The 17,802-nt window shown below is 42.5% G+C and carries 22 protein-coding genes; 15 read left to right on the plus strand and 7 right to left on the minus strand.

Annotation, left to right across the window (positions count from 1 at the left end):
* Position 1 precedes the first annotated feature (1 nt).
* From ACIGG7_RS02775 to ACIGG7_RS02800, 6 genes are all read left to right on the plus strand, one after another.
* A complete protein-coding gene (locus ACIGG7_RS02775) occupies positions 2-529 on the plus strand; it encodes a TRAP transporter small permease (protein WP_397548711.1) in 528 nt (175 codons plus the stop codon).
* Positions 529-1,809, plus strand: a complete 1,281-nt coding sequence (locus tag ACIGG7_RS02780; protein ID WP_397548712.1) for a TRAP transporter large permease — start codon at positions 529-531, stop codon at positions 1,807-1,809. The genes ACIGG7_RS02775 and ACIGG7_RS02780 overlap by 1 nt, the downstream gene beginning before the upstream one ends.
* Before the next feature lie 58 nt (positions 1,810-1,867).
* Positions 1,868-2,053, plus strand: a complete 186-nt coding sequence (locus ACIGG7_RS02785; RefSeq protein ID WP_034761828.1) for a 2-hydroxymuconate tautomerase family protein — start codon at positions 1,868-1,870, stop codon at positions 2,051-2,053.
* 468 nt (positions 2,054-2,521) lie between these two features.
* Entirely contained in the window at positions 2,522-2,941 is a 420-nt protein-coding gene (locus tag ACIGG7_RS02790) for a DUF4279 domain-containing protein (RefSeq protein WP_397548713.1), read from the plus strand.
* A gap of 252 nt (positions 2,942-3,193) precedes the next feature.
* Positions 3,194-4,180: an NADPH:quinone reductase gene (locus tag ACIGG7_RS02795; protein WP_397548714.1), complete on the plus strand. Its 987-nt coding sequence runs from the start codon at positions 3,194-3,196 to the stop codon at positions 4,178-4,180.
* A gap of 591 nt (positions 4,181-4,771) precedes the next feature.
* Entirely contained in the window at positions 4,772-5,224 is a 453-nt protein-coding gene (locus ACIGG7_RS02800; protein ID WP_397548715.1) for a GNAT family N-acetyltransferase, read from the plus strand.
* 78 nt (positions 5,225-5,302) lie between these two features.
* Here the strand turns inward: ACIGG7_RS02800 and ACIGG7_RS02805 are convergent, their stop codons facing one another.
* Entirely contained in the window at positions 5,303-5,848 is a 546-nt protein-coding gene (locus tag ACIGG7_RS02805) for a TetR/AcrR family transcriptional regulator (protein WP_397548716.1), read from the minus strand.
* 172 nt (positions 5,849-6,020) lie between these two features.
* Here ACIGG7_RS02805 and ACIGG7_RS02810 point away from each other — a divergent pair, with 172 nt between their 5' ends.
* The 3 genes from ACIGG7_RS02810 to ACIGG7_RS02820 all read left to right on the plus strand — a co-directional run bounded on the left by ACIGG7_RS02810 (position 6,021) and on the right by ACIGG7_RS02820 (position 8,443).
* Positions 6,021-6,878: an aldo/keto reductase gene (locus tag ACIGG7_RS02810; RefSeq protein WP_397548717.1), complete on the plus strand. Its 858-nt coding sequence runs from the start codon at positions 6,021-6,023 to the stop codon at positions 6,876-6,878.
* Positions 6,879-6,896: 18 nt separating this feature from the next.
* Positions 6,897-7,304, plus strand: coding sequence for a cupin domain-containing protein (locus tag ACIGG7_RS02815; protein ID WP_397548718.1), 408 nt, complete (start codon positions 6,897-6,899; stop codon positions 7,302-7,304).
* An 872-nt stretch (positions 7,305-8,176) separates the two neighbouring features.
* Positions 8,177-8,443, plus strand: a complete 267-nt coding sequence (locus ACIGG7_RS02820; RefSeq protein WP_397548719.1) for a hypothetical protein — start codon at positions 8,177-8,179, stop codon at positions 8,441-8,443.
* 83 nt (positions 8,444-8,526) lie between these two features.
* On the opposite strand, the gene ACIGG7_RS02825 is transcribed toward ACIGG7_RS02820, so the two are convergent.
* Both ACIGG7_RS02825 and ACIGG7_RS02830 read right to left on the minus strand, forming a co-directional pair.
* Positions 8,527-8,739 carry a PspC domain-containing protein gene (locus tag ACIGG7_RS02825; protein ID WP_397549084.1) on the minus strand — a complete coding sequence of 71 codons (213 nt, stop codon included), beginning with the start codon at positions 8,737-8,739 and terminating at the stop codon, positions 8,527-8,529.
* A 506-nt stretch (positions 8,740-9,245) separates the two neighbouring features.
* Complete coding sequence (locus tag ACIGG7_RS02830; protein ID WP_397548720.1) at positions 9,246-10,064, minus strand: exosporium glycoprotein BclB-related protein; 819 nt, start codon at positions 10,062-10,064, stop codon at positions 9,246-9,248.
* Positions 10,065-10,386: 322 nt separating this feature from the next.
* Between ACIGG7_RS02830 and ACIGG7_RS02835 the strand changes: the two genes are divergently transcribed.
* Both ACIGG7_RS02835 and ACIGG7_RS02840 read left to right on the plus strand, forming a co-directional pair.
* Entirely contained in the window at positions 10,387-11,034 is a 648-nt protein-coding gene (locus ACIGG7_RS02835; RefSeq protein WP_397548721.1) for a BMQ_0737 family morphogenetic spore coat protein, read from the plus strand.
* A gap of 190 nt (positions 11,035-11,224) precedes the next feature.
* Positions 11,225-11,494: a YesK family protein gene (locus tag ACIGG7_RS02840; RefSeq protein WP_397548722.1), complete on the plus strand. Its 270-nt coding sequence runs from the start codon at positions 11,225-11,227 to the stop codon at positions 11,492-11,494.
* A gap of 217 nt (positions 11,495-11,711) precedes the next feature.
* Here ACIGG7_RS02840 and ACIGG7_RS02845 read toward each other — a convergent pair whose 3' ends face one another.
* Together ACIGG7_RS02845 and ACIGG7_RS02850 are read right to left on the minus strand one after the other, a co-directional pair.
* The gene (locus ACIGG7_RS02845; protein WP_224942426.1) at positions 11,712-11,885 is read right to left on the minus strand and encodes a hypothetical protein; all 174 of its coding nucleotides are present in this window, start codon (positions 11,883-11,885) and stop codon (positions 11,712-11,714) included.
* A 31-nt stretch (positions 11,886-11,916) separates the two neighbouring features.
* Positions 11,917-12,444: a hypothetical protein gene (locus tag ACIGG7_RS02850; RefSeq protein ID WP_397548723.1), complete on the minus strand. Its 528-nt coding sequence runs from the start codon at positions 12,442-12,444 to the stop codon at positions 11,917-11,919.
* 95 nt (positions 12,445-12,539) lie between these two features.
* Here ACIGG7_RS02850 and ACIGG7_RS02855 point away from each other — a divergent pair, with 95 nt between their 5' ends.
* Both ACIGG7_RS02855 and ACIGG7_RS02860 read left to right on the plus strand, forming a co-directional pair.
* Positions 12,540-13,235, plus strand: a complete 696-nt coding sequence (locus tag ACIGG7_RS02855; RefSeq protein ID WP_397548724.1) for a response regulator transcription factor — start codon at positions 12,540-12,542, stop codon at positions 13,233-13,235.
* Positions 13,225-14,613 (plus strand): HAMP domain-containing sensor histidine kinase, encoded by a 1,389-nt coding sequence (locus ACIGG7_RS02860; RefSeq protein ID WP_397548725.1) that lies wholly within the window; start codon positions 13,225-13,227, stop codon positions 14,611-14,613. Before ACIGG7_RS02855 ends, ACIGG7_RS02860 begins: the two co-directional genes overlap by 11 nt.
* Before the next feature lie 48 nt (positions 14,614-14,661).
* Here ACIGG7_RS02860 and ACIGG7_RS02865 read toward each other — a convergent pair whose 3' ends face one another.
* The gene (locus tag ACIGG7_RS02865; protein ID WP_397548726.1) at positions 14,662-15,510 is read right to left on the minus strand and encodes an STAS domain-containing protein; all 849 of its coding nucleotides are present in this window, start codon (positions 15,508-15,510) and stop codon (positions 14,662-14,664) included.
* Positions 15,511-15,734: 224 nt separating this feature from the next.
* Positions 15,735-16,199, minus strand: coding sequence for a GNAT family N-acetyltransferase (locus ACIGG7_RS02870; RefSeq protein ID WP_397548727.1), 465 nt, complete (start codon positions 16,197-16,199; stop codon positions 15,735-15,737).
* A 222-nt stretch (positions 16,200-16,421) separates the two neighbouring features.
* On the opposite strand from ACIGG7_RS02870, the gene ACIGG7_RS02875 reads away from it, so the two are divergent.
* Entirely contained in the window at positions 16,422-16,994 is a 573-nt protein-coding gene (locus ACIGG7_RS02875) for a LysE family translocator (RefSeq protein ID WP_397548728.1), read from the plus strand.
* 22 nt (positions 16,995-17,016) lie between these two features.
* On the plus strand, positions 17,017-17,793 hold the full coding sequence (locus tag ACIGG7_RS02880; protein WP_397548729.1) for an AraC family transcriptional regulator: 777 nt from the start codon (positions 17,017-17,019) through the stop codon (positions 17,791-17,793).
* The last annotated feature ends 9 nt before the right edge of the window (positions 17,794-17,802 follow it).

Consider the following 17,802-nt stretch of genomic DNA (forward strand, 5'->3'; position numbering starts at 1 on the left):
CGTGAAATACATCAGCAATATGGTAGCCAGTTTCGAAAAGAAACTGGCTATTATCCTAATGTTTGCAATGGCTGTCATTGTCGCGGCTGCAGTGGTTTTTAGATATGTGTTCAATGAACCCCTATTCTGGGCAGGGGAAGTATCGGTTTTTATTCTAATCTACATAACGTTCATAGGAGGGAGCCTTGGTCTTAAGTATAAGACACAGGCATCCATGACGCTCATCACGGATTATCTTCCTGCTAAGGTAAATAAATGGGTGGCGATTTCAGCACATATTTTTATGCTCTTGTTCATGGCCATTCTATTATTCTATTGTTTTTCATGGATTACTTCACCTACCGTCGCAATCCAAAAATCGAGCGCAATATTGCTACCTATGGTGATTCCATATGCGATTCTGCCGGTCGGTCTGCTATTTGCTTCCATTCATTTACTAAGCAATATGCTTGAGATTATAAAGAATCAACGTATTGAAAGTGAAATGGTCCATAATCTCCAAGCTGCCGCAAAGGAGAGTGAAGAATAATGATGCTGCTTGTCATATTGGCTTTTGTCGTATTTTTATTGATGGGGATTCCTATCGCCTTGGTGCTGGGGATGACGACCGTTGTATATTTTTTAGTAACAGGTAATACCATGTTGCTAGAATCAACACCACAAAGGCTATATTCAGGCATGGAGAATTTCGGATTGCTTGCGATTCCATTGTTCATGCTTACCGGGGAGTTGATGAATAGCGGGGGAATCACGAACAAGCTTGTTGTCTTTGCAAGGGTGCTTGTCGGACATGTTCGTGGGGGACTCGCCTATGTTACAGTCATTGCGAATATGTTCCTAGCTTCGATCCTGGGTTCTGCCAATGCCCAGGCAGCGATGATGAGTAAGGTCATGGTCCCCGAAATGGAGAAAGAAGGGTACACCCGTGAATTCTCTTCTGCATTGACGCTTGCATCCTCCATTGTTGCGCCCATTATTCCACCAAGCATGATTTTTATCATTTATGGAACCTTGTCGGGGACGTCCATTGGCGGGCTATTTATGGCAGGGATCATTCCAGGAACGATTTTCGGAATAGGTTTTATTGGATTGATCGCCTATTTAGGTTATAAACATAATTTTCCTCGTAGTGAAAGAGCAAGTTTTGGGCTTATTTGGAATTCCTTTGTAAAAGTATTGCCGGCTATTTTGGTTCCCTTTGTCATCATTGCCGGGATCCTGAGCGGGGCCTTTACTGCAACCGAGTCTGCTGCGGTAGCGAGTGTTATTGCTTTTGTGGTGGGGATGTTTTTTTACAGAGAATTGAAGTGGAAAAGCTTGCCGAAGATATTGATTAACACTGTAATTGGAACAGCTACGGTGACATTCTTGATCGCAATGGCGAACTTGTTTGGCTGGCTGATAGCGTTTGAACAGATTCCGCAAATGATTGCCAATTCAATGTTGTCCATCTCTGATAATCCGTTTGTATTTCTGCTGTTGGTCAATCTCTTCTTGTTAATCATCGGCACATTGTTGGATGGCATTGCTGCGCTGATTATCCTGGTGCCGGTATTTATGCCGCTGGTGAGCGGGTTTCAAATCGACCCGATTCATTTCGGTGTGATCATTTGTATTAACCTGACGATTGGTCTCCTGACACCACCGGTTGGAACAGGATTATTCATCGTATCCTCAATAGCCGAAGTAAGGTTTGAAAGCTTAATCAAAGCGGTTACGCCAATGCTCCTATTAGGTATTGGAATGCTATTGATCGTTACTTACTGGGAACAGACCACATTGTTCATTCCAAGATTATTAGGATTCTAATAGCTGAGGGTGGTGCCTGTGTCACCACCTGAATGTTTACCAAAGAGGTGATGGTTCGATGCCAATTATTCAAGTACAGGTGCTTGAAGGGCGGAGTGATGAGAAGATAAAGGATTTAGTCGCTGGAATCACTCAAACTGCTGTTGAAACACTCGGAGTTAAACCTGAACAGGTTCGGGTGATTGTGCAGCCAATCCCTCATAAGTATTGGGGTGTCGGGGGGATTACGAAGGAGAGTGATTGAGCCAGAGGGACAGGTCCACTGGTTGAGGATGGTTCTAATTTTGAAAACTATTAAAAAGGTAATTAGCATCTTCCGTTACGCATAACTTAAATGAACCATAAATTTTAGGGAGTGAATGAAAAGAGTTAAGAAATAGGAACGGTGCCTGATCAGTAGAAGGTCAGGCACCGTTTTGTTGTTTCATTGCAGGGTGGGAATTGATAAGAGTGTCTGCCAGCCGTATAAAGGTGGATGAACATATTTATGGTTCATTTAAGGATTATTTAAGGTTGGTTTAACTTACGGACATTATAATAATAAGGTTCTGTACAACAATTGATCGAAGGTTAAGTGGGTGAGGACAATAGGGTTCCTATTTTACTGCGTGATTGCATGGTTAGTATCTGCATGTAATTCTTTTTGAAGGGAAAGGTTCTAGCATCAAGCTGGGGATGACTTCATTAAGTAATGTAGAAAGGGGTAAGATAAATGAATACGGAAATTAATGTGGAATTTTGCCTATATGGTGATGAATTAAATCCAGATGATATTACAGAGTCTCTTGAGTTGGTACCTTCTTTACATTATAAAAAAGGTGATCTCATTAAAGAAAAGGGAACGATGACAAGAGTAGAGGGATGCTGGGAGATCGAAACAGGATATGCTCCATCACTAGACATCAATGATGCTTTGGTTAAAATGAAGGACATCCTTCATGATAAGAAAGAAAAAATCATTGAGATTAAACGAGCTGGTAAGCTTGGATGTAGATGGACCATTGTCATTAAGGTTTATGAAGACGATGTTCCTGGCATGCATTTTTCTTCGTCTATGCTATCATTTATCGTGAACGATTTAGAGGCGGAAATGGATATTTGTCAATATGTCATAAGAGAAGAAAGTCATTAGCTTAACGCTTAACTCAGTCTTGGGGATTGCCCCTAGGCTTTTTTTATTATCTTAAGGTGGTAGAGTGAGCCATAGGGACAGGTCCATTGGCTCAGGGGTAAATGGTGAAAAATGGAGAGGTTTCTTCGTTTCGGCAAAGGGAATTGAGAAGTAAAAGGAAGATCAAGGTCCGTCCCTATACTTCTGAAAACGTATATAACAACCTTAGTAGTGGTGAAGATAAAAGAATAGTTAAGAAGGAGGAAGTTATCTATGAAAGCAGCGTGGTTTACTCAATTTGGTCCAGCATCAGAAGTTCTTCAAGTAGGGGAGGTAGAAACTCCTGTCCCATCACATGGAGAAGTTCTGATTCGTATACACACATCGGGTGTCAATCCTTCCGATACGAAGAAGCGCCTTGCATCATTCCCGGATTTACTTGATCATGGTGCTGTCATCCCCAATAGTGATGGCGCAGGAATCATAGAAGCGGTAGGGGCGGGTGTCCCTCATTCCCGTATAGGTGAACGGGTTTGGGTGTACCAGGCTCAATATGGACGACTTCATGGCACTGCCGCAGAGTACGTAGCTATTGAAAGTAATCGTGCCGTTTCTCTTCCGGAAAACACAAGCTTTGCGGAAGGGGCTTGTTTAGGGATTCCAGTCATGACTGCGCATCGCAGTGTCTTCTCTGATGGGCCGGTTGAAGGGCTATGGTTGTTGATCACAGGTGGTGCCGGTCGGGTTGGTCACTATGCGATTCAATGGGCTAAAGAGGCAGGTGCAAAGGTGATTGCGACAGCGAGTAACGAGATAGCTCGTGAGCATTGTTTGGAGGCAGGAGCGGATTATGTAGTCAATCATCGAAGTGACGGAATGGTCGATGAGGTGCTCAAAATTACCGGCGGAGTCAAGGTGGATCGAGTGATCGATGTTGAATTTGGAGCCAATTTACCGAGAGTATTGCAGTTGATCCGGATTGGGGGAGTGATTGCGACGTACTCCTCTACGGTTATACCCGAACCTACATTGCCTTTTAAAGAAATGATGTTTATGGATTTAACACTGCGCTTGATTATTGTGTATGCCATGCCGGAAAGTGCGAAGCAGGCGGCTATCAAGGATATTACAACTGCTCTCGAGAATAATCGTCTGCAGCATCGTATTGCCGGAACGTATACGTTGGATCGGGTTGCGGAGGCCAATCAGAAGATAGAGGATGGAGATTCTTATGGGTGTGTGGTTGTTGAAGTGGAGTGATAGGGAAGAACAGAAAACACCGTTCCTGGCTAGAGGAGCGGTGTTTGTCAGATAAGTATGAGTTCATGAATGTTAAGATAATGCTTTGATCAAATCAATAACGAGTGGAAGTGCTTTAGCAGCAAAATTCAGAACAGCTAAGAAAATATCCATTATTTTACCCCCTTTCCATTATTTAATAATGTCATAATAGCACGAATTGTGTCGAAAATAACTAAATATTTTTAATTATTAAATAATTGATGAGAAAGTCCTGTTTCTTTTATAGGTAACATGTCCTCTTTAACATGAGAAAAGGAGGAGGAGGCTTTTTTGGAATGAAGATCTTAAATATTTTCTGGAGCGTTAACGGACTTTTTAAAAAACTTCATGATTTCCTTCGATGGTCCACATAGTAATTATAGCAGTGTAGGACTTATACCTACCTTAAAAGAACCATAAATTTTAAAGGGAAAGGTGCCCGATCAATTAATGATCAGGCACCTTTTTATTGTTTCGTCCCAGGATGTAGATCGTTCTCGGTTAACCCCCGCAAACTGCTATAATAAGCCCAGTGACTTTCGAAACTATACAGAAGAGGTGTCCTATGTCATGAGCTGGAAGGTGAAAAGCTTTAATGAACTATCAACCCACGAGCTATACGAAATGTTACAAGTAAGGACCGGGGTCTTTGTAGTGGAACAGGAATGTCCCTACCTGGAAGTCGACGGGAAAGATCTGCACGCCCATCATCTTTATAAAAAAGAAAATGGTGAGGTGGTTGCCTATGCCAGACTCTTGCCTGCAGGCGTTTCATACAAAGAACCGTCCATTGGAAGAGTCCTCGTGAAGGAAGCCTATCGTGGGAGAGGGTTCGCAAGCGAGTTAGTGAAAAGAGGATTGGCTTTCATTCATGATGAGTGGGGGGGACAAACCGTGAAGATCCAGGCTCAGGAATATTTAAGGGAGTTCTATGGGTCATTTGGATTCAAGGCGGTAACGGAAACCTATCTGGATGATGGAATTCCTCATATTGATATGATTTTGCATAATCCTTTAGATTAAGAAAGCCACGGGGACAGGTACCGTGGCTTTTTTCTTGATTCTGAATAAAAAATCCGAGGAATCTGTCCCCTCGGCTCCTCATAAATTTCGATCCAACAAACTCCCCATCTGCCTCGCCACAACCACTGCAGGTTCAGAGAGTCCCCCCGTAATCCATGCTTCAACAATTTCAACGATAGCGGCTCCAAAAAATTTGAGCACAAGCTCTTGGCTCAAACCTTGATTGATTCCTTCGGTGGTATCGACGTCCGCCTCCAATTCTTCAATGACGAAAGCGAGGAAGCTCGTACGGAATGTGGGTGCGCCTTTGCTCGATAGGATGGTCGTGAAAAAGGCTTCGTTTTGCTGAAAATAATCGAACCAGATCAAGTTGCCTTCCTCGAAGCTCAGATCGGCCGCTTCCCGGCATAGTTTCCTGAGCTCATGGATATGCTCTTCGATAAGGCGATCCAGGATATCGAATTTGTCGAGGTAGTGGTCGTAGATGGTTCTGCGGCCGACGTTGGCCCGGTCGGAGATGTCCTGGATGGTGATATGGTCAAATCCTTTCTCCGACATCAATTGTATGAATGCCTGCTTGATGGCTTCTTGTGTTTTTTGTACCCTGCGGTCAATCTTAGTCATGGATCTGTGACTCCTTTAAAGATTTCGTACAATATGGTCTTCTTTGTGCGGAAACGCACAGATCAAGGGGTTTTGATCATTGAAGATCTCTCTATGTCGTTTTATATTATACACAGATTTGCGGTATCGTATCAATATACGATTTCGCATTTTAAAGAAGGGAGACGATTACATGTTTAACGAAAAAAGCAGATTATCAAACGGAGTCGAAATTCCGATGCTTGGTCTTGGGACTTGGCTTCTGGATGACGAGCAAGTATCCAAGGCGGTTCAGGAGGCGATCTCCATTGGGTATCGCCACATCGATACGGCCCAGGCGTATGAAAACGAAGCAGGCGTCGGAGAAGGAATCCGCTTGAGTGGAGTGGCGAGAGAAGAGATCTTCGTCACATCAAAGGTAGCCGGAGAGGTGAAGACGTATGAAGCAGTCGCAGCATCGATTGATGCGTCATTAGACAAGCTTGGGATGGACTATATCGATCTGATGATCGTTCATAGCCCGCAGCCGTGGGTGGAATTCCGTGAAGAGAATCGTTATTTTGAAGAAAACAGAAACGTATGGAAGGCACTGGAGGATGCGTATGAAGCCGGGAAGGTGAAGGCGATTGGTTTGTCCAACTTCCTTCAGGATGATGTTGAGAACATACTCGAGCATTCGAAGATCAAGCCGATGGTCAATCAGATTCTGGCCCATGTAAGCCATACACCGACGGAGCTCATCGAATTCTGTCAGCAGAATGACATCCTCGTGGAAGCTTATTCTCCGATTGGCCATGGAGCCGTACTCGATCACGAAGAAGTAAAGGCAATCGCAGATCAATACGGAGTGAGTGTGGCCCAGCTTTGCCTGCGTTATGACATCCAGCTTGGACTTGTGGTCATTCCGAAGACGGCGAATCCGGTTCATATGAAGAATAACGCCGAGCTTGATTTCGTCATCAGCGATCGCGACATGGAAGCATTGAAGCAGGTGGAAAGTCTTGAAAGCTACGGGGAGCATAATTTCTTCCCGGTCTTTAGCAAAAAATAATAGGAGGGGGATTTTCTTATGGCAAAACATGAAGAGTTGCAAGAAGGGGGCTTGTTCCCTGTTGGAGAGAAGAATGAAGCCTTTGCGCAGTATTTTATTGGGCAGAGTTATTTGAATGGCTTGGTGTTTGATCCCAAGGTGAGTGTCGGGATCGGCAACGTCACGTTCGAACCTGGGTGCCGAAACAATTGGCACGTTCATCGCGATGGCTATCAGGTGCTGCTGGTCACTGGGGGAGAAGGCTGGTACCAGGAAGAAGGGAAAGAAGCTCAGTTCTTGAAAGCCGGCGATGTCATTGTCACCCATGATGGGGTCAAGCACTGGCACGGGGCGACGAAGGACAGTTGGTTCTCGCATGTGGCCATCACGGCCGGAACGCCTGAGTGGCTGGAGCCGGTTTCTGATGAGTGGTATGATGCTCTTTAAATGATGAAGCGAGCTTGTCCTGATGAGGGGTGAGCTCGCTTTTGTTATTTGTGGGAGCATGGGGACGGTTCTACTGCTTCCCTCAGAAAATAGAATTCGTCACTTGCTTCGTAAAAAAAATGAATCTATGGAACAAAAGAAAACGGATTATTGGCTAAGTTTTGAATCACTCTTTCTTTTATGAATGTAGTTAGCAATTTGTTCAGTACAATAAAAAATGATTAATCCTGCAGATAAAATAAGAAATGAACTGCTTATTAACGGTTTATTATGAACCATTTCGAAGAGAGAATTAATAAAAAGGGAAACTCCCCAAAATATAAATGTACTCTGAAATGCCGTATTAACACTATTCATATTCATATTTTCGTCTTTTTTAAAAAACAACACGTCTTCCTCCAAGTTCATATATTTCCATGACCATTTACTTAATAATTGTACAGCACATTCCTCATTCCACCCTTAAAGCAACCTTAAAATTACTGCTGTTCTGTCTTGACGGAAAAGAAGCACGAGAACCGTCCCTGTGCTTCTTGAAACTTAAATAAAATTAATGTTCTGATATTCAGCGGAATCCTCTGATTTTGTATGGTAATTTATTATTTGAACTAGAATCATTTGATCTACAGAAAAGAGGAAAGAGATGCCGATACTTTTAATCGTCCTATTTCTATTCATAGTTTGTTTTACCATTAGTTCATCCTTAAATATCCTTTTGAAGCTGACAGATAAAGAACATTGGGCACTTTCGTTTTTCATTAGTCTCTTTTTTTCGTTGAGTATTACGTCTTTTATTTTTGCTATTTAATAGATTTTTAGTTCTTGCAGTGGACCCTGAGAGTGGGAAGGAAAATGGAGGAGAAATCAATATTATGAATAAACAACTGATTGGTTCTATGTTTTTCCTTATGACTACGATTCTTTATAGTACCAAATACATTGCGGCTGCTATAGCCGGCGCAGATAGTGGTACATGGAGTGAAGAAGATTTTTCCTTTTATGTATCTTTCACACCAGATATTTTTAATGTATTGATGTACCTTACAATGGGAGTTGGTGTTATATATTTTGTTTGGGGCTTTTTGATTATGAAAAAGAAACACATTGACCCATCCAGTGAAAACGGAGATGAAGGTTGAATTTTGTTTATATGGTGATGAGGTGAGTCTGGAAGATAGTAGGATTACCTATTCAGCAATCCCTATTATCATGGAATAAGTTATTACAATGACGGGGGGCTGTCTCGCATTGTATTGGCAAGAATGATGTATATAAGTACATTAGCAGGTAAAATGAGAAATATTAACCTTACGCCCAAAGAAGAAATATCGAAAAATTCCGCTATACCTCCGCAAACCCCACTTATAGACTTATCTGTTCGCGATTTTCTTAACTGGTTTTTCAATTCGTTTCGCCTTCCTTCACACAATGTCATACATAAAATATTTAGACGGCATTTTATTGTTTCGATTGATATACTAACCTGTTCAAAATGAACGAATCGTTGATTAATTATTTCAGATTTACCATTATTAAACAATATGTTTTACTGTTATTTTTGCTATTTGACAGACTTGTAGTGTTAGAAATTCATTCCCGACTGTAAGGATGATCACGATGGAAAAACAAAAAGAAAACCTATACTTCCTCGGATACTTTCTCATATTCCCACTCCTTCTAATTACGAGCTTTTTATTATGGGGATTTGTCATACAAGGAAATGGTCTATGGCCCGTGTTAACCGACGCCTTGTCGATTATAGGAATCTACTATATCCTCACAAGTGTGATGTTTAGTGTTCTTATATGGAAACGAGTGAGAATAGAAAGATAATGTATAGTGTAAGAAAGGACCTCCCGATGTTGAGAGGTCCTTTCTTGTTTTCAATTTCAACTAGGAAGCATAAGAACCGTCCCGCTGCTTCGTCCCCCTGCTTCAAGACTAGCTAATAGCAACCCCAGCGCTAGCATATCCTAGAACAGAACCAACCAAATTGGTTCCTCCCGTCACGGTCGCAGAAAACACCATTAATAGCCTATCGCCCTGAGCGACTGTTTCGGCTAATGAGAGTTCTCCCCTACTAATATCAGCAATCGTAATAGGTGGAATAATAGGTACCGGAATCGTTGGGGTTAAGATTACAAGAGTTCCGGGAATTGGGTCGAAGATGTTAGTAGAAGGGTTGGATGATCGATATAGCTGTGCTCTGATCGTCGCATCCCCCGTAAGGGTTACGGAAGCAGTGGCACTAAAGTATGCAGTTATCGAAGTAATGATCCCATCCCGGGGAACTGAAAACGCAAAGTTTAGTAGGGTTCCTCCGGCTCCGGTAAGATCTATTTGACCAGTTGAAAGAAGAGTAACGCCTGTCACACTGTTCCCAAATCCAACCAGGCTGGTTGTACCGACTTGTCCATTTAAAACAGTGGTTAATTCAACTGGAAGTCCGGATGCGTAGGGAATAATAGCACCTGTACCTGGTAGGCCAGGTTCTCCCTGAGGCCCTGTCTCACCCTGAGGTCCCGCCTCTCCTGGTTCTCCTGGCTCTCCCGGACGTCCTGGCTCCCCTTGTGACCCTGTCTCTCCTTGAGGGCCTGGTGCTCCAGAAGTTCCTGTCGGTCCTTGAGGTCCTGCAGGCCCAGGAGGACAATCACAATTATAAGGGAAGAAATCACAACCTTCTGGATAAAGGCTTTGATTCACTTGATAAGATGTTGCTCTTCTTAACTTGGGTAAACCATTTCTAGATGGTTCTTTCATGTCGTTCACTCCTATATTGATAAGATTTAAATAACACTCAAGAAAGACCCTATCACTGCATCTCCTTCTATTTCCTATTGAAATTCAGTCATAGAGTTCTTGAATCTGAATCAATCTCTGTTATTTATACCATTTTATGTAAAATGTATAGGAAGAACTACCTCATAGCCTATAAAACTATGCCTATTTTCATTCATCTTTCAATCAACGGGGAATAGTCAAAAAATTACCCCGAGCATGATGTTTATGCTATACAACAGTTGATATGGTTCATAGGATATAGAGTATAATTATATTCATTTAATTGAAAGGAAGGATTTTTTTGAACAAGAGTAAACCTATCAGGGGTTCCCAGACCCCTACGCCTACCCCTTCTTCACTTCCATTAGACCCCAATGATTTAACTCCAGAATGTATTCTCGTGAATAAAGTATATGACTGGGTGTTCTTTGCAAACAAGTATGAGAATAAGAACTTCATCCCAGACGCAGATTGCGGTGCAGCTGTTAGTGCAGCATTGGCAGCTGGTCAAAGAGTAGAGGTTCAGTGTACTCCTTCAGATCCGAGTGAAGTGCAGAGCACGGCAACCATCCTGGAAAACGGAAACCCGGGAAAGGTACTGATCGTCTGGACAGTACCGGTATCCGTGTCCATTCTCATTGATGGAGTAGAAGAATGTTCGTTTACGGTCCGCACCCAATTCTCTGATGAAATCATGCTGTGTGTACCAAATGGAATCTCAAATGATAACCTGAAAGTCAAAGCCTACCAAGTTCTCTGCAGTACTACTGGTGTACTGATGGGACCTGATCCATTTGGACCGATGATTCCTCTCAAAGTAGTGCTTTGTAAAGATGTACAAGTAGAGTACCCCGTCAAACTGGAGGTTCTCGCTAAATTCTGTTTCCCACGTTCAAACAATATTCCAGTTCCGGAAGATGAATTATATTGTAGTAGGTATTTAGGTTAAAGGGATTGAAAATGGAGATTTGTGGTACAAGGAATAATTGAAATGTATGATATCCTTACTAGCATGATTTTTCGTTTTGTTATAAAAAAAGATATGAAACTTAAACAATCGAATATCCGTCTAATAATAAAGTGCTGTTTTTGGAAACAGAAACTCAAATTCCTTTAAACAGTGAAAGGGGATTTGTTTGATGAAGTATTTTCTTGTCATATTCATCAGTATAACAATCTTTGTTTCAGTATTAGCGGCATATTTAATAAAGAAAAACCCAACTAAAAAGCATCACGTTTTGCCTGGTGCCATTTTAACTGTTGTGTCCTTCATTTTAGCTATAACATCTTTGTTTACTACAGATGGTTGGAGTATTATGGGGTATTTTTTCTTATTAGTTTTTGTATCCGTTTCATCATTTATTGGAACAATACTAGGTAAGGAATTTGGTAGAAGGTTGGGGAAATGATTGATTGTCCTTCGATTAACTGTGGCTTTAATTAAATAAGAACAACATATTGAATACCAAAAAGCTTGGGATGTCCGTCCCAAGCTTTTTGGTGTGTTAATTGCATTGTTATTTACGTTGCGAAAACGTATGTCATTTGAGTCGCGATTATAAGTTTTCTCCACATTATCTGAACTACTTACTATGTTGAGAGGTCCTTTCGATTCTTCCATTTCATCTAAGAAGCACGAGAACCGTCCCTGTGCTTCCAAAATAAATATGCATCCACAAATCCAATGATTGCAACAAAAGAGTAACCAAGTGTATTCTCCCAATCATTGCTTTTCGTTGCAATATAAGCAAAGAGTAGGCCAACCGTTACTAGAATGGAACAAATGATTTTAATCCTCATACTGACACTCCCATAATAAATCTCACTGCATCTATCGTCTATCTAAAAAGTCTTTCGCTAGCTTATCATCAGGATCCAACATCAGGATCTCTTTTGCCGTTTCATACGCTTCCTCTTCGTCCACCACTTGATCCGGTATCATATGCAGAAATAAGAGATTGGAAAGGTAGCCAACCTCCTGTCGATTGGTCAATTCAATACACCGCCTTGCATGATAGAGGGCGGCATAATAGGCACCATCCAGGTAGCTTAGTGGATTTACCATCAATCGAAACGCCATTTCATGTAACTGTACGGTCTCATTTTCAACTAGTAAACTCATGATGAAGGAATAGTTCGCTATGCTTGAATCCTGGAAGGCAATATCCATTAGTTCTTCATCAAGCTCTGAATAAGAAAGTTCTTTTGTTTTTATTTTGGCTTGTTCAAAATGTCCTTTTAATATGTAGTCATTCAGTTCTTTGGTCATGATTCTTTCCCCACCCGTTATAACGATTTTATTGGAATTGGTCAGTCTGACCTTTAACTCATTCATTGTACACAATTTATGTAACGCCAACCTTAAGGCAACCTTAAATTAACGATAAATCTCAAAAATCGCCGCAGCTTTCATGGTAAAATAGAATTAGAATTTAGAAGACTGGGAGTAAGCGTATGTCAGAGTTAATATATATTGCAGAAGATGATGTAGAAATAAACGAATTGATCACCCTTCATTTGCGGAATGAAGGGTATCGGGTCGAGCAGTTTTATAATGGAGAAGAAGTGATGTTGAAGTGCAGGGATGAGCGGCCGAGCCTTCTCATTCTGGACTTGATGATGCCGAAGATGGACGGGTTTCAGGTAATAAAGGAAGTACGGAAAAGATGTAAGGTTCCGATCATGCTTCTGACGGCGAGGGCCGATGATGCGGATAAGGTGCTTGGGTTTGGACTGGGGGCCGATGACTATGTGGTGAAACCATTCAGTATGGTGGAACTGGTATCAAGAGTGAATGCCCAGATTCGGCGCTATACGGATTACAGTGTGTCGGAACAAGAAGGAATCATACGAAACGGAGCCCTCGAATATGATCCCACCAATCAAACGGTGACCAAGGACGGGGAGCGGCTCTTACTCACCCCGAAGGAGACCAAGCTGCTATCGATTTTTATGAAAAATGTAAACCGATTGTATACAAAAGCACAGCTGTATGAGCTTGTGTGGAACACCGACTACATCGGTGACAGCAATACGATCATGGTCCATATCAGCCGGATCAGGGAGCAGGTCGAATCCGATCCTAAATCACCTGTATACATCACGACGGTAAAAGGTCTAGGGTACCGGATGGAGGACCATGAAGACTAATCCGATTCTCCTTAAGAAGTCCGTATCCATTAGCAGACAGTTCTTTATCAACTATGCCTTATTGTTCATCATCCTGCTCGGAGTAGGGACGATCACCCTCTTGGCGAACTACGTGTACGTGGAGACCGTCTATGAGGACCTGGATCAAGATTTCCTAGAAGAGATGTATAAAGATGCGAAGAAATCTGGGTTAAAAGCAGCCTTCAAGGAGAATGAGCTGCCGGATTATGCGTATCTTGAAATCGTCAGTACCGATTATAAAGTAATCGACCAATTCAACAGTCCCCACAAGGTAGGGTTTAGCTATGGGTTGAATGCATTTCTTAAGCATACTGACACGTACGATACCGATTTATTTATACCTGAAAAAGGGGAAGAGTATCTATTGCTCTATTTTCCCGCAGATGATTTTATCCAATTAGACGATGTGTTCTTCTTCACGATCCTCTTCTTCATGGTGTGCCTGATGGCCATCCTGTATTGGTATGTGAAGAGAACCTCTGTCCAGCTCATTCAGCCGATTCAAAAGCTCCTGAAGGGGATCGACTCGATTTCATCAGGGAATTATGGAGAGAAGATCGTGTTCGAGGCGAATCAGGAATTGAATGAGCTCAGAAGCAAGGTAAACCAAATGGCACAGACGATCGGCACGGAAATCGCATTGAAGGAAAGGTCCGAGCAGTTGAGGAAGCAGCTCATCCTGGACATTTCCCACGATCTGAAAACGCCATTGACCAATATACAAGGCTACGCTGAAACGTTAAATAGCTTCAAGCATCTGAGTCGAGCGGATCAGCAGAAATATACAGACATTATCGTATCAAACAGCAAGAGAGCCAACCGGCTCATTCATGACCTGTTCGACCTGTCCCATCTGGATATGGAGCATGACGCCGTTTCTCCTGAAGTGCATGATATGGCCGAATGGCTCCGGACCCTGCTGTCTTCGTTTGTGGAAGAGTTCGAGGAAAAAGGGTTGGAGTACCAATTGGATATCACCGAATCTCCTTTGATGGTGACGTTTGATCCTTTGAAGCTTGAGAGGGCGATTACGAACATTCTTCAAAACGGGATGACGTACAGTGATGGTTACCTGTTCATTTCACTACAAGAGGTACAGAATCAGGCCGTATTGATCATTGAAGATAGGGGAAGTGGAATCCCCGTCGACTACCAGGAAAAGATATTCGAACCATTCGTGCGGATGGATGATTCCCGAAATGGTGAGACCGGAGGAACGGGACTCGGGCTCGCGATTGCCAAGAAAATCATCGAGCAAAATGGCGGATCGATTGAGTTGGATGAGAGGTATGATGCCGGTTGCCGGTTTGTGGTGACGTTTGGGAAGCATGGGGACGGTTCTTCTGCTTCGCGTTGAGAATAGTTGAGAATAAAGGAAGCACAGGAAACGTTCCTGTGCTTCTTTTTATATGGAGCCGAGGGACCTGTCCCCTTGGCTTAGAAATTTCTCCAGGGCGATATGGAGGCTGGAGGTGACGGGGATTCTTGAGCTATTGATTCCGAGATGGGTCATGGTCTGGGCAATCTCGGGTCTGATTCCGGATAGGATGGTTTTGATTCCGATCAGGGATAGGGCATCCACAACCTTGAAGATGCGGTCTGCTACCATCGTATCAATAATCGGAACACCGGATAGGTCAATCACCATGTACTCTAAGGATAAGGCGCTCCCTTTAGAGAGAGCCTTATCCATTAGTTCTTGGGCTCTTTCGGTGTCAATGTCCCCGATCAAGGGGAGGATACCGACTACATCGGTTATTTTAATCACCGGGATCGATAGTTCTAATGCTGTCGCTTCGGCAGCATTGATCCGTGTATAAAATCTTCTTGTATACGACATGCTCAGCCAATGGACGGCCCTGTCCACCACGGCGTCAAAATCTGAAATCATGTCATAGAATTGGTCGATTGATAAGTTAATATTCGACGCTTCCTCTTTGATAATGTGCCCGATTAAATTCCGGTAATCTCTCACCTCGTCCAGAGCAATCTCCAATGGAAGATTGAAATTAACAAGTGTATCGACGGCTTCCGATCCCCACTCTTGTAAATGTTCGAAGGCCGGGTCTAAGCCACTTTCAATTGATTTTGCATAAATCTCAATGATATCCTCACGCCAACTATGAAGCCTCGACTCTATATTACTATATTCGCTTACTCTCAGATTGTCTTTTTGAACGATAAGCTCTTGCTTTTGACTCATTACTTTATCACAGATTACTTTCTTGTATTCTAGTTTCACTTGATCGATCATGTACTCAAGATCTCTCCTTTTACTGTGGTTTCCAATTATATTTTAACATAATGAAGAGCGAGGGGTAGAGAGGGAAAGGTTGGGCTGAGCCAGGGGGACAGGTACAATGGCTTTTATGTCGATATGGAAAAGGTACCCAGGTGCTGATCGAGCTCGACGGGACTCTAGTAAAATAGGGGGAACAATGGGGCAATAGCAGTCAAAAACCATTGCCCATCGTATCATCAAGATGACACGATGTTCTTCTTTTTCATCCATATCCATCTACCATTAAAAGACGATCGTAGACTGGGATCTTCTACAAATCCCACGCCTTTATAGCATTGAATCGCCTGTTTATTTAAGGGCTCTATTCTCATATACACCCATTCATATGGATAGTCCTTACACTTTTCAAGAAGTGCTTTTATTAATTGTTTGCCTAAGCCTTTATTTCGTAAAGAAGGTTCAACCACCAAGTGGGCAAGCTCCAGATCTTCTTCTTCCTCATCCACCCATATCTCACCATAAGCAACGCTTTTTGAGTCTTCCATTAACATAAATCCGAATTGATCAGGTTCTTCATACCAGCTATGGAACATATCGGATGAATAGGGTTGCCTTCCGGTGACAAGCATGCAGTCCTCCGGATTGTTTAACCATTCTTTAAGGACAGGTTCATCTTCTGGTGTTGCCTTTCGAATGTTCATGATATCTACTCCTGCTATTTGAGTAATCAAATGATTTCTTCAAAACTTATTATATAACGACATAGGGTCGACGAGACTACCCATATTTTTGGGGGAATGGGCGGTGCTATTCTATGCCTTGAGGTTAAAGGAAGCAAACGCATCCTGCAATAATATACTATAAGCCATCAAAAGGATTGTTGTACTATGACATCAGAAACATTTCTGAAAGGGGTTGTCCTCATGAATATGGCATCTTTCCTACTCTATTGTATGATTGTGACATTTACACCCGGGCCCACCAATATCGTCATATTGTCCACCGTGCATCGATTTGGAGCTAAAAAGGCCATGGACTATACGTATGGAGCCACCATCGCTTTCGGTCTATTGCTCGTCATTTCTGCTGTGGTAAACTCTTTACTAATAGAGGTCATACCCAAACTATTAATCGTCATGCAGATGATCGGAAGTATATATATGTTCTATCTTGCGTATCAACTATACAACGCCGACAGTTCAAAAACGGTAGCGCAAACGGGAACTTTTATATCAGGATTCCTCATGCAGTTTTTAAACCCAAAGGTCGTTTTATTCACCATGACGGTCATCCCCAGTTTTATTTTGCCTCACTATACAGCTATGCCTGCTGTGAGCATGGGGGTATTTGCCATCACGTGTATTGGGTTTGCCGCATTTATCACATGGGTCTTATTCGGTACCATCTTCAAGCGGTTTTTACAGCATCATAGTAAGGTTGTGAATGTCCTGATGGCCTTGTTTTTAGCTTATTCTGGCGTCATGATCTGGTTGTAAGGTGAACGGAGGGGCGAATGGAATGGAGTCATTCATTTATAAAAAATCGGCCGGTGTGACGGCACTATCGGCCAGTTTTACGGATTTCTCATATAAAAACCATGCTCATCAAGAGTATGCGATTGGGGTTACGCTGCGGGGGATACAGCAGTATAAACTGAATGGAAGTGTTCAATTGTCCCATCAAAGCGGGGTGATGCTCTTCAATCCGGAACAGACACATGATGGAAGGGCGCATGATGCCAGGGGACTTGATTACATCATGCTCTACATCGATCCTGAGCTGCTTCTGGAAGTGAGTGAGAAAAAGGAGCCTGTCCTTTTTACAACTCCGATTGTGTATAACCAAAGGCTTGAACAGAGAGTCGTAAACCTTGCTCATGCCATATTAAGAGAAAAGGACGAAGCATACTGCAGTGAATTACTATTGTCCCTGACAGACAGCCTCGTTCCAACCAGTTTCACTACAGAGTATAAGAAAGATAACGCATTTATTCGAAAAGCGAAAGGTATGCTTCACACTAACGTAGAAGGGGTGCTCTCACTTAACGAAGTATGTAAAGAGTTGGGGCTATCAAACTATCAGTTTATCCGAGCCTTTAAAGCCCACACCGGAATTTCACCCTATCAATACTATCTGACCTGCAAGGTAGAACGTGCGAAGCAGATCATCGAAAAGGATCGTGACATTTATACAGCCGTCGCTGAATGTGGATTTGTTGATCTCACTCACTTAAACAAACATTTTAAAAGCATCTATGGAATCACTGCATTTGACTATATGTCGCAGATTAATTGAGGAAGCAAG

This window comes from Rossellomorea sp. NPDC077527, assembly GCF_044542955.1.
In the GTDB taxonomy this organism is placed as follows: Bacteria; Bacillota; Bacilli; order Bacillales; family Bacillaceae_B; genus Rossellomorea; species Rossellomorea aquimaris_E.

Bases quoted from the DNA above. Each gene is read 5' to 3' on its own strand.
- ACIGG7_RS02830 (WP_397548720.1), bottom strand. From the start codon at position 10,064: ATGAAAGAACCATCTAGAAATGGTTTACCCAAGTTAAGAAGAGCAACA.
- ACIGG7_RS02845 (WP_224942426.1), bottom strand. From the start codon at position 11,885: ATGAGGATTAAAATCATTTGTTCCATTCTAGTAACGGTTGGCCTACTC.
- ACIGG7_RS02790 (WP_397548713.1), top strand. From the start codon at position 2,522: ATGAATACGGAAATTAATGTGGAATTTTGCCTATATGGTGATGAATTA.
- ACIGG7_RS02815 (WP_397548718.1), top strand. From the start codon at position 6,897: ATGGCAAAACATGAAGAGTTGCAAGAAGGGGGCTTGTTCCCTGTTGGA.
- ACIGG7_RS02870 (WP_397548727.1), bottom strand. From the start codon at position 16,199: ATGAACATTCGAAAGGCAACACCAGAAGATGAACCTGTCCTTAAAGAA.
- ACIGG7_RS02800 (WP_397548715.1), top strand. From the start codon at position 4,772: ATGAGCTGGAAGGTGAAAAGCTTTAATGAACTATCAACCCACGAGCTA.
- ACIGG7_RS02810 (WP_397548717.1), top strand. From the start codon at position 6,021: ATGTTTAACGAAAAAAGCAGATTATCAAACGGAGTCGAAATTCCGATG.
- ACIGG7_RS02795 (WP_397548714.1), top strand. From the start codon at position 3,194: ATGAAAGCAGCGTGGTTTACTCAATTTGGTCCAGCATCAGAAGTTCTT.
- ACIGG7_RS02825 (WP_397549084.1), bottom strand. From the start codon at position 8,739: ATGACATTGTGTGAAGGAAGGCGAAACGAATTGAAAAACCAGTTAAGA.
- ACIGG7_RS02855 (WP_397548724.1), top strand. From the start codon at position 12,540: ATGTCAGAGTTAATATATATTGCAGAAGATGATGTAGAAATAAACGAA.
- ACIGG7_RS02780 (WP_397548712.1), top strand. From the start codon at position 529: ATGATGCTGCTTGTCATATTGGCTTTTGTCGTATTTTTATTGATGGGG.
- ACIGG7_RS02860 (WP_397548725.1), top strand. From the start codon at position 13,225: ATGAAGACTAATCCGATTCTCCTTAAGAAGTCCGTATCCATTAGCAGA.
- ACIGG7_RS02880 (WP_397548729.1), top strand. From the start codon at position 17,017: ATGGAGTCATTCATTTATAAAAAATCGGCCGGTGTGACGGCACTATCG.
- ACIGG7_RS02875 (WP_397548728.1), top strand. From the start codon at position 16,422: ATGAATATGGCATCTTTCCTACTCTATTGTATGATTGTGACATTTACA.
- ACIGG7_RS02865 (WP_397548726.1), bottom strand. From the start codon at position 15,510: ATGATCGATCAAGTGAAACTAGAATACAAGAAAGTAATCTGTGATAAA.
- ACIGG7_RS02805 (WP_397548716.1), bottom strand. From the start codon at position 5,848: ATGACTAAGATTGACCGCAGGGTACAAAAAACACAAGAAGCCATCAAG.
- ACIGG7_RS02820 (WP_397548719.1), top strand. From the start codon at position 8,177: ATGAATAAACAACTGATTGGTTCTATGTTTTTCCTTATGACTACGATT.
- ACIGG7_RS02785 (WP_034761828.1), top strand. From the start codon at position 1,868: ATGCCAATTATTCAAGTACAGGTGCTTGAAGGGCGGAGTGATGAGAAG.
- ACIGG7_RS02840 (WP_397548722.1), top strand. From the start codon at position 11,225: ATGAAGTATTTTCTTGTCATATTCATCAGTATAACAATCTTTGTTTCA.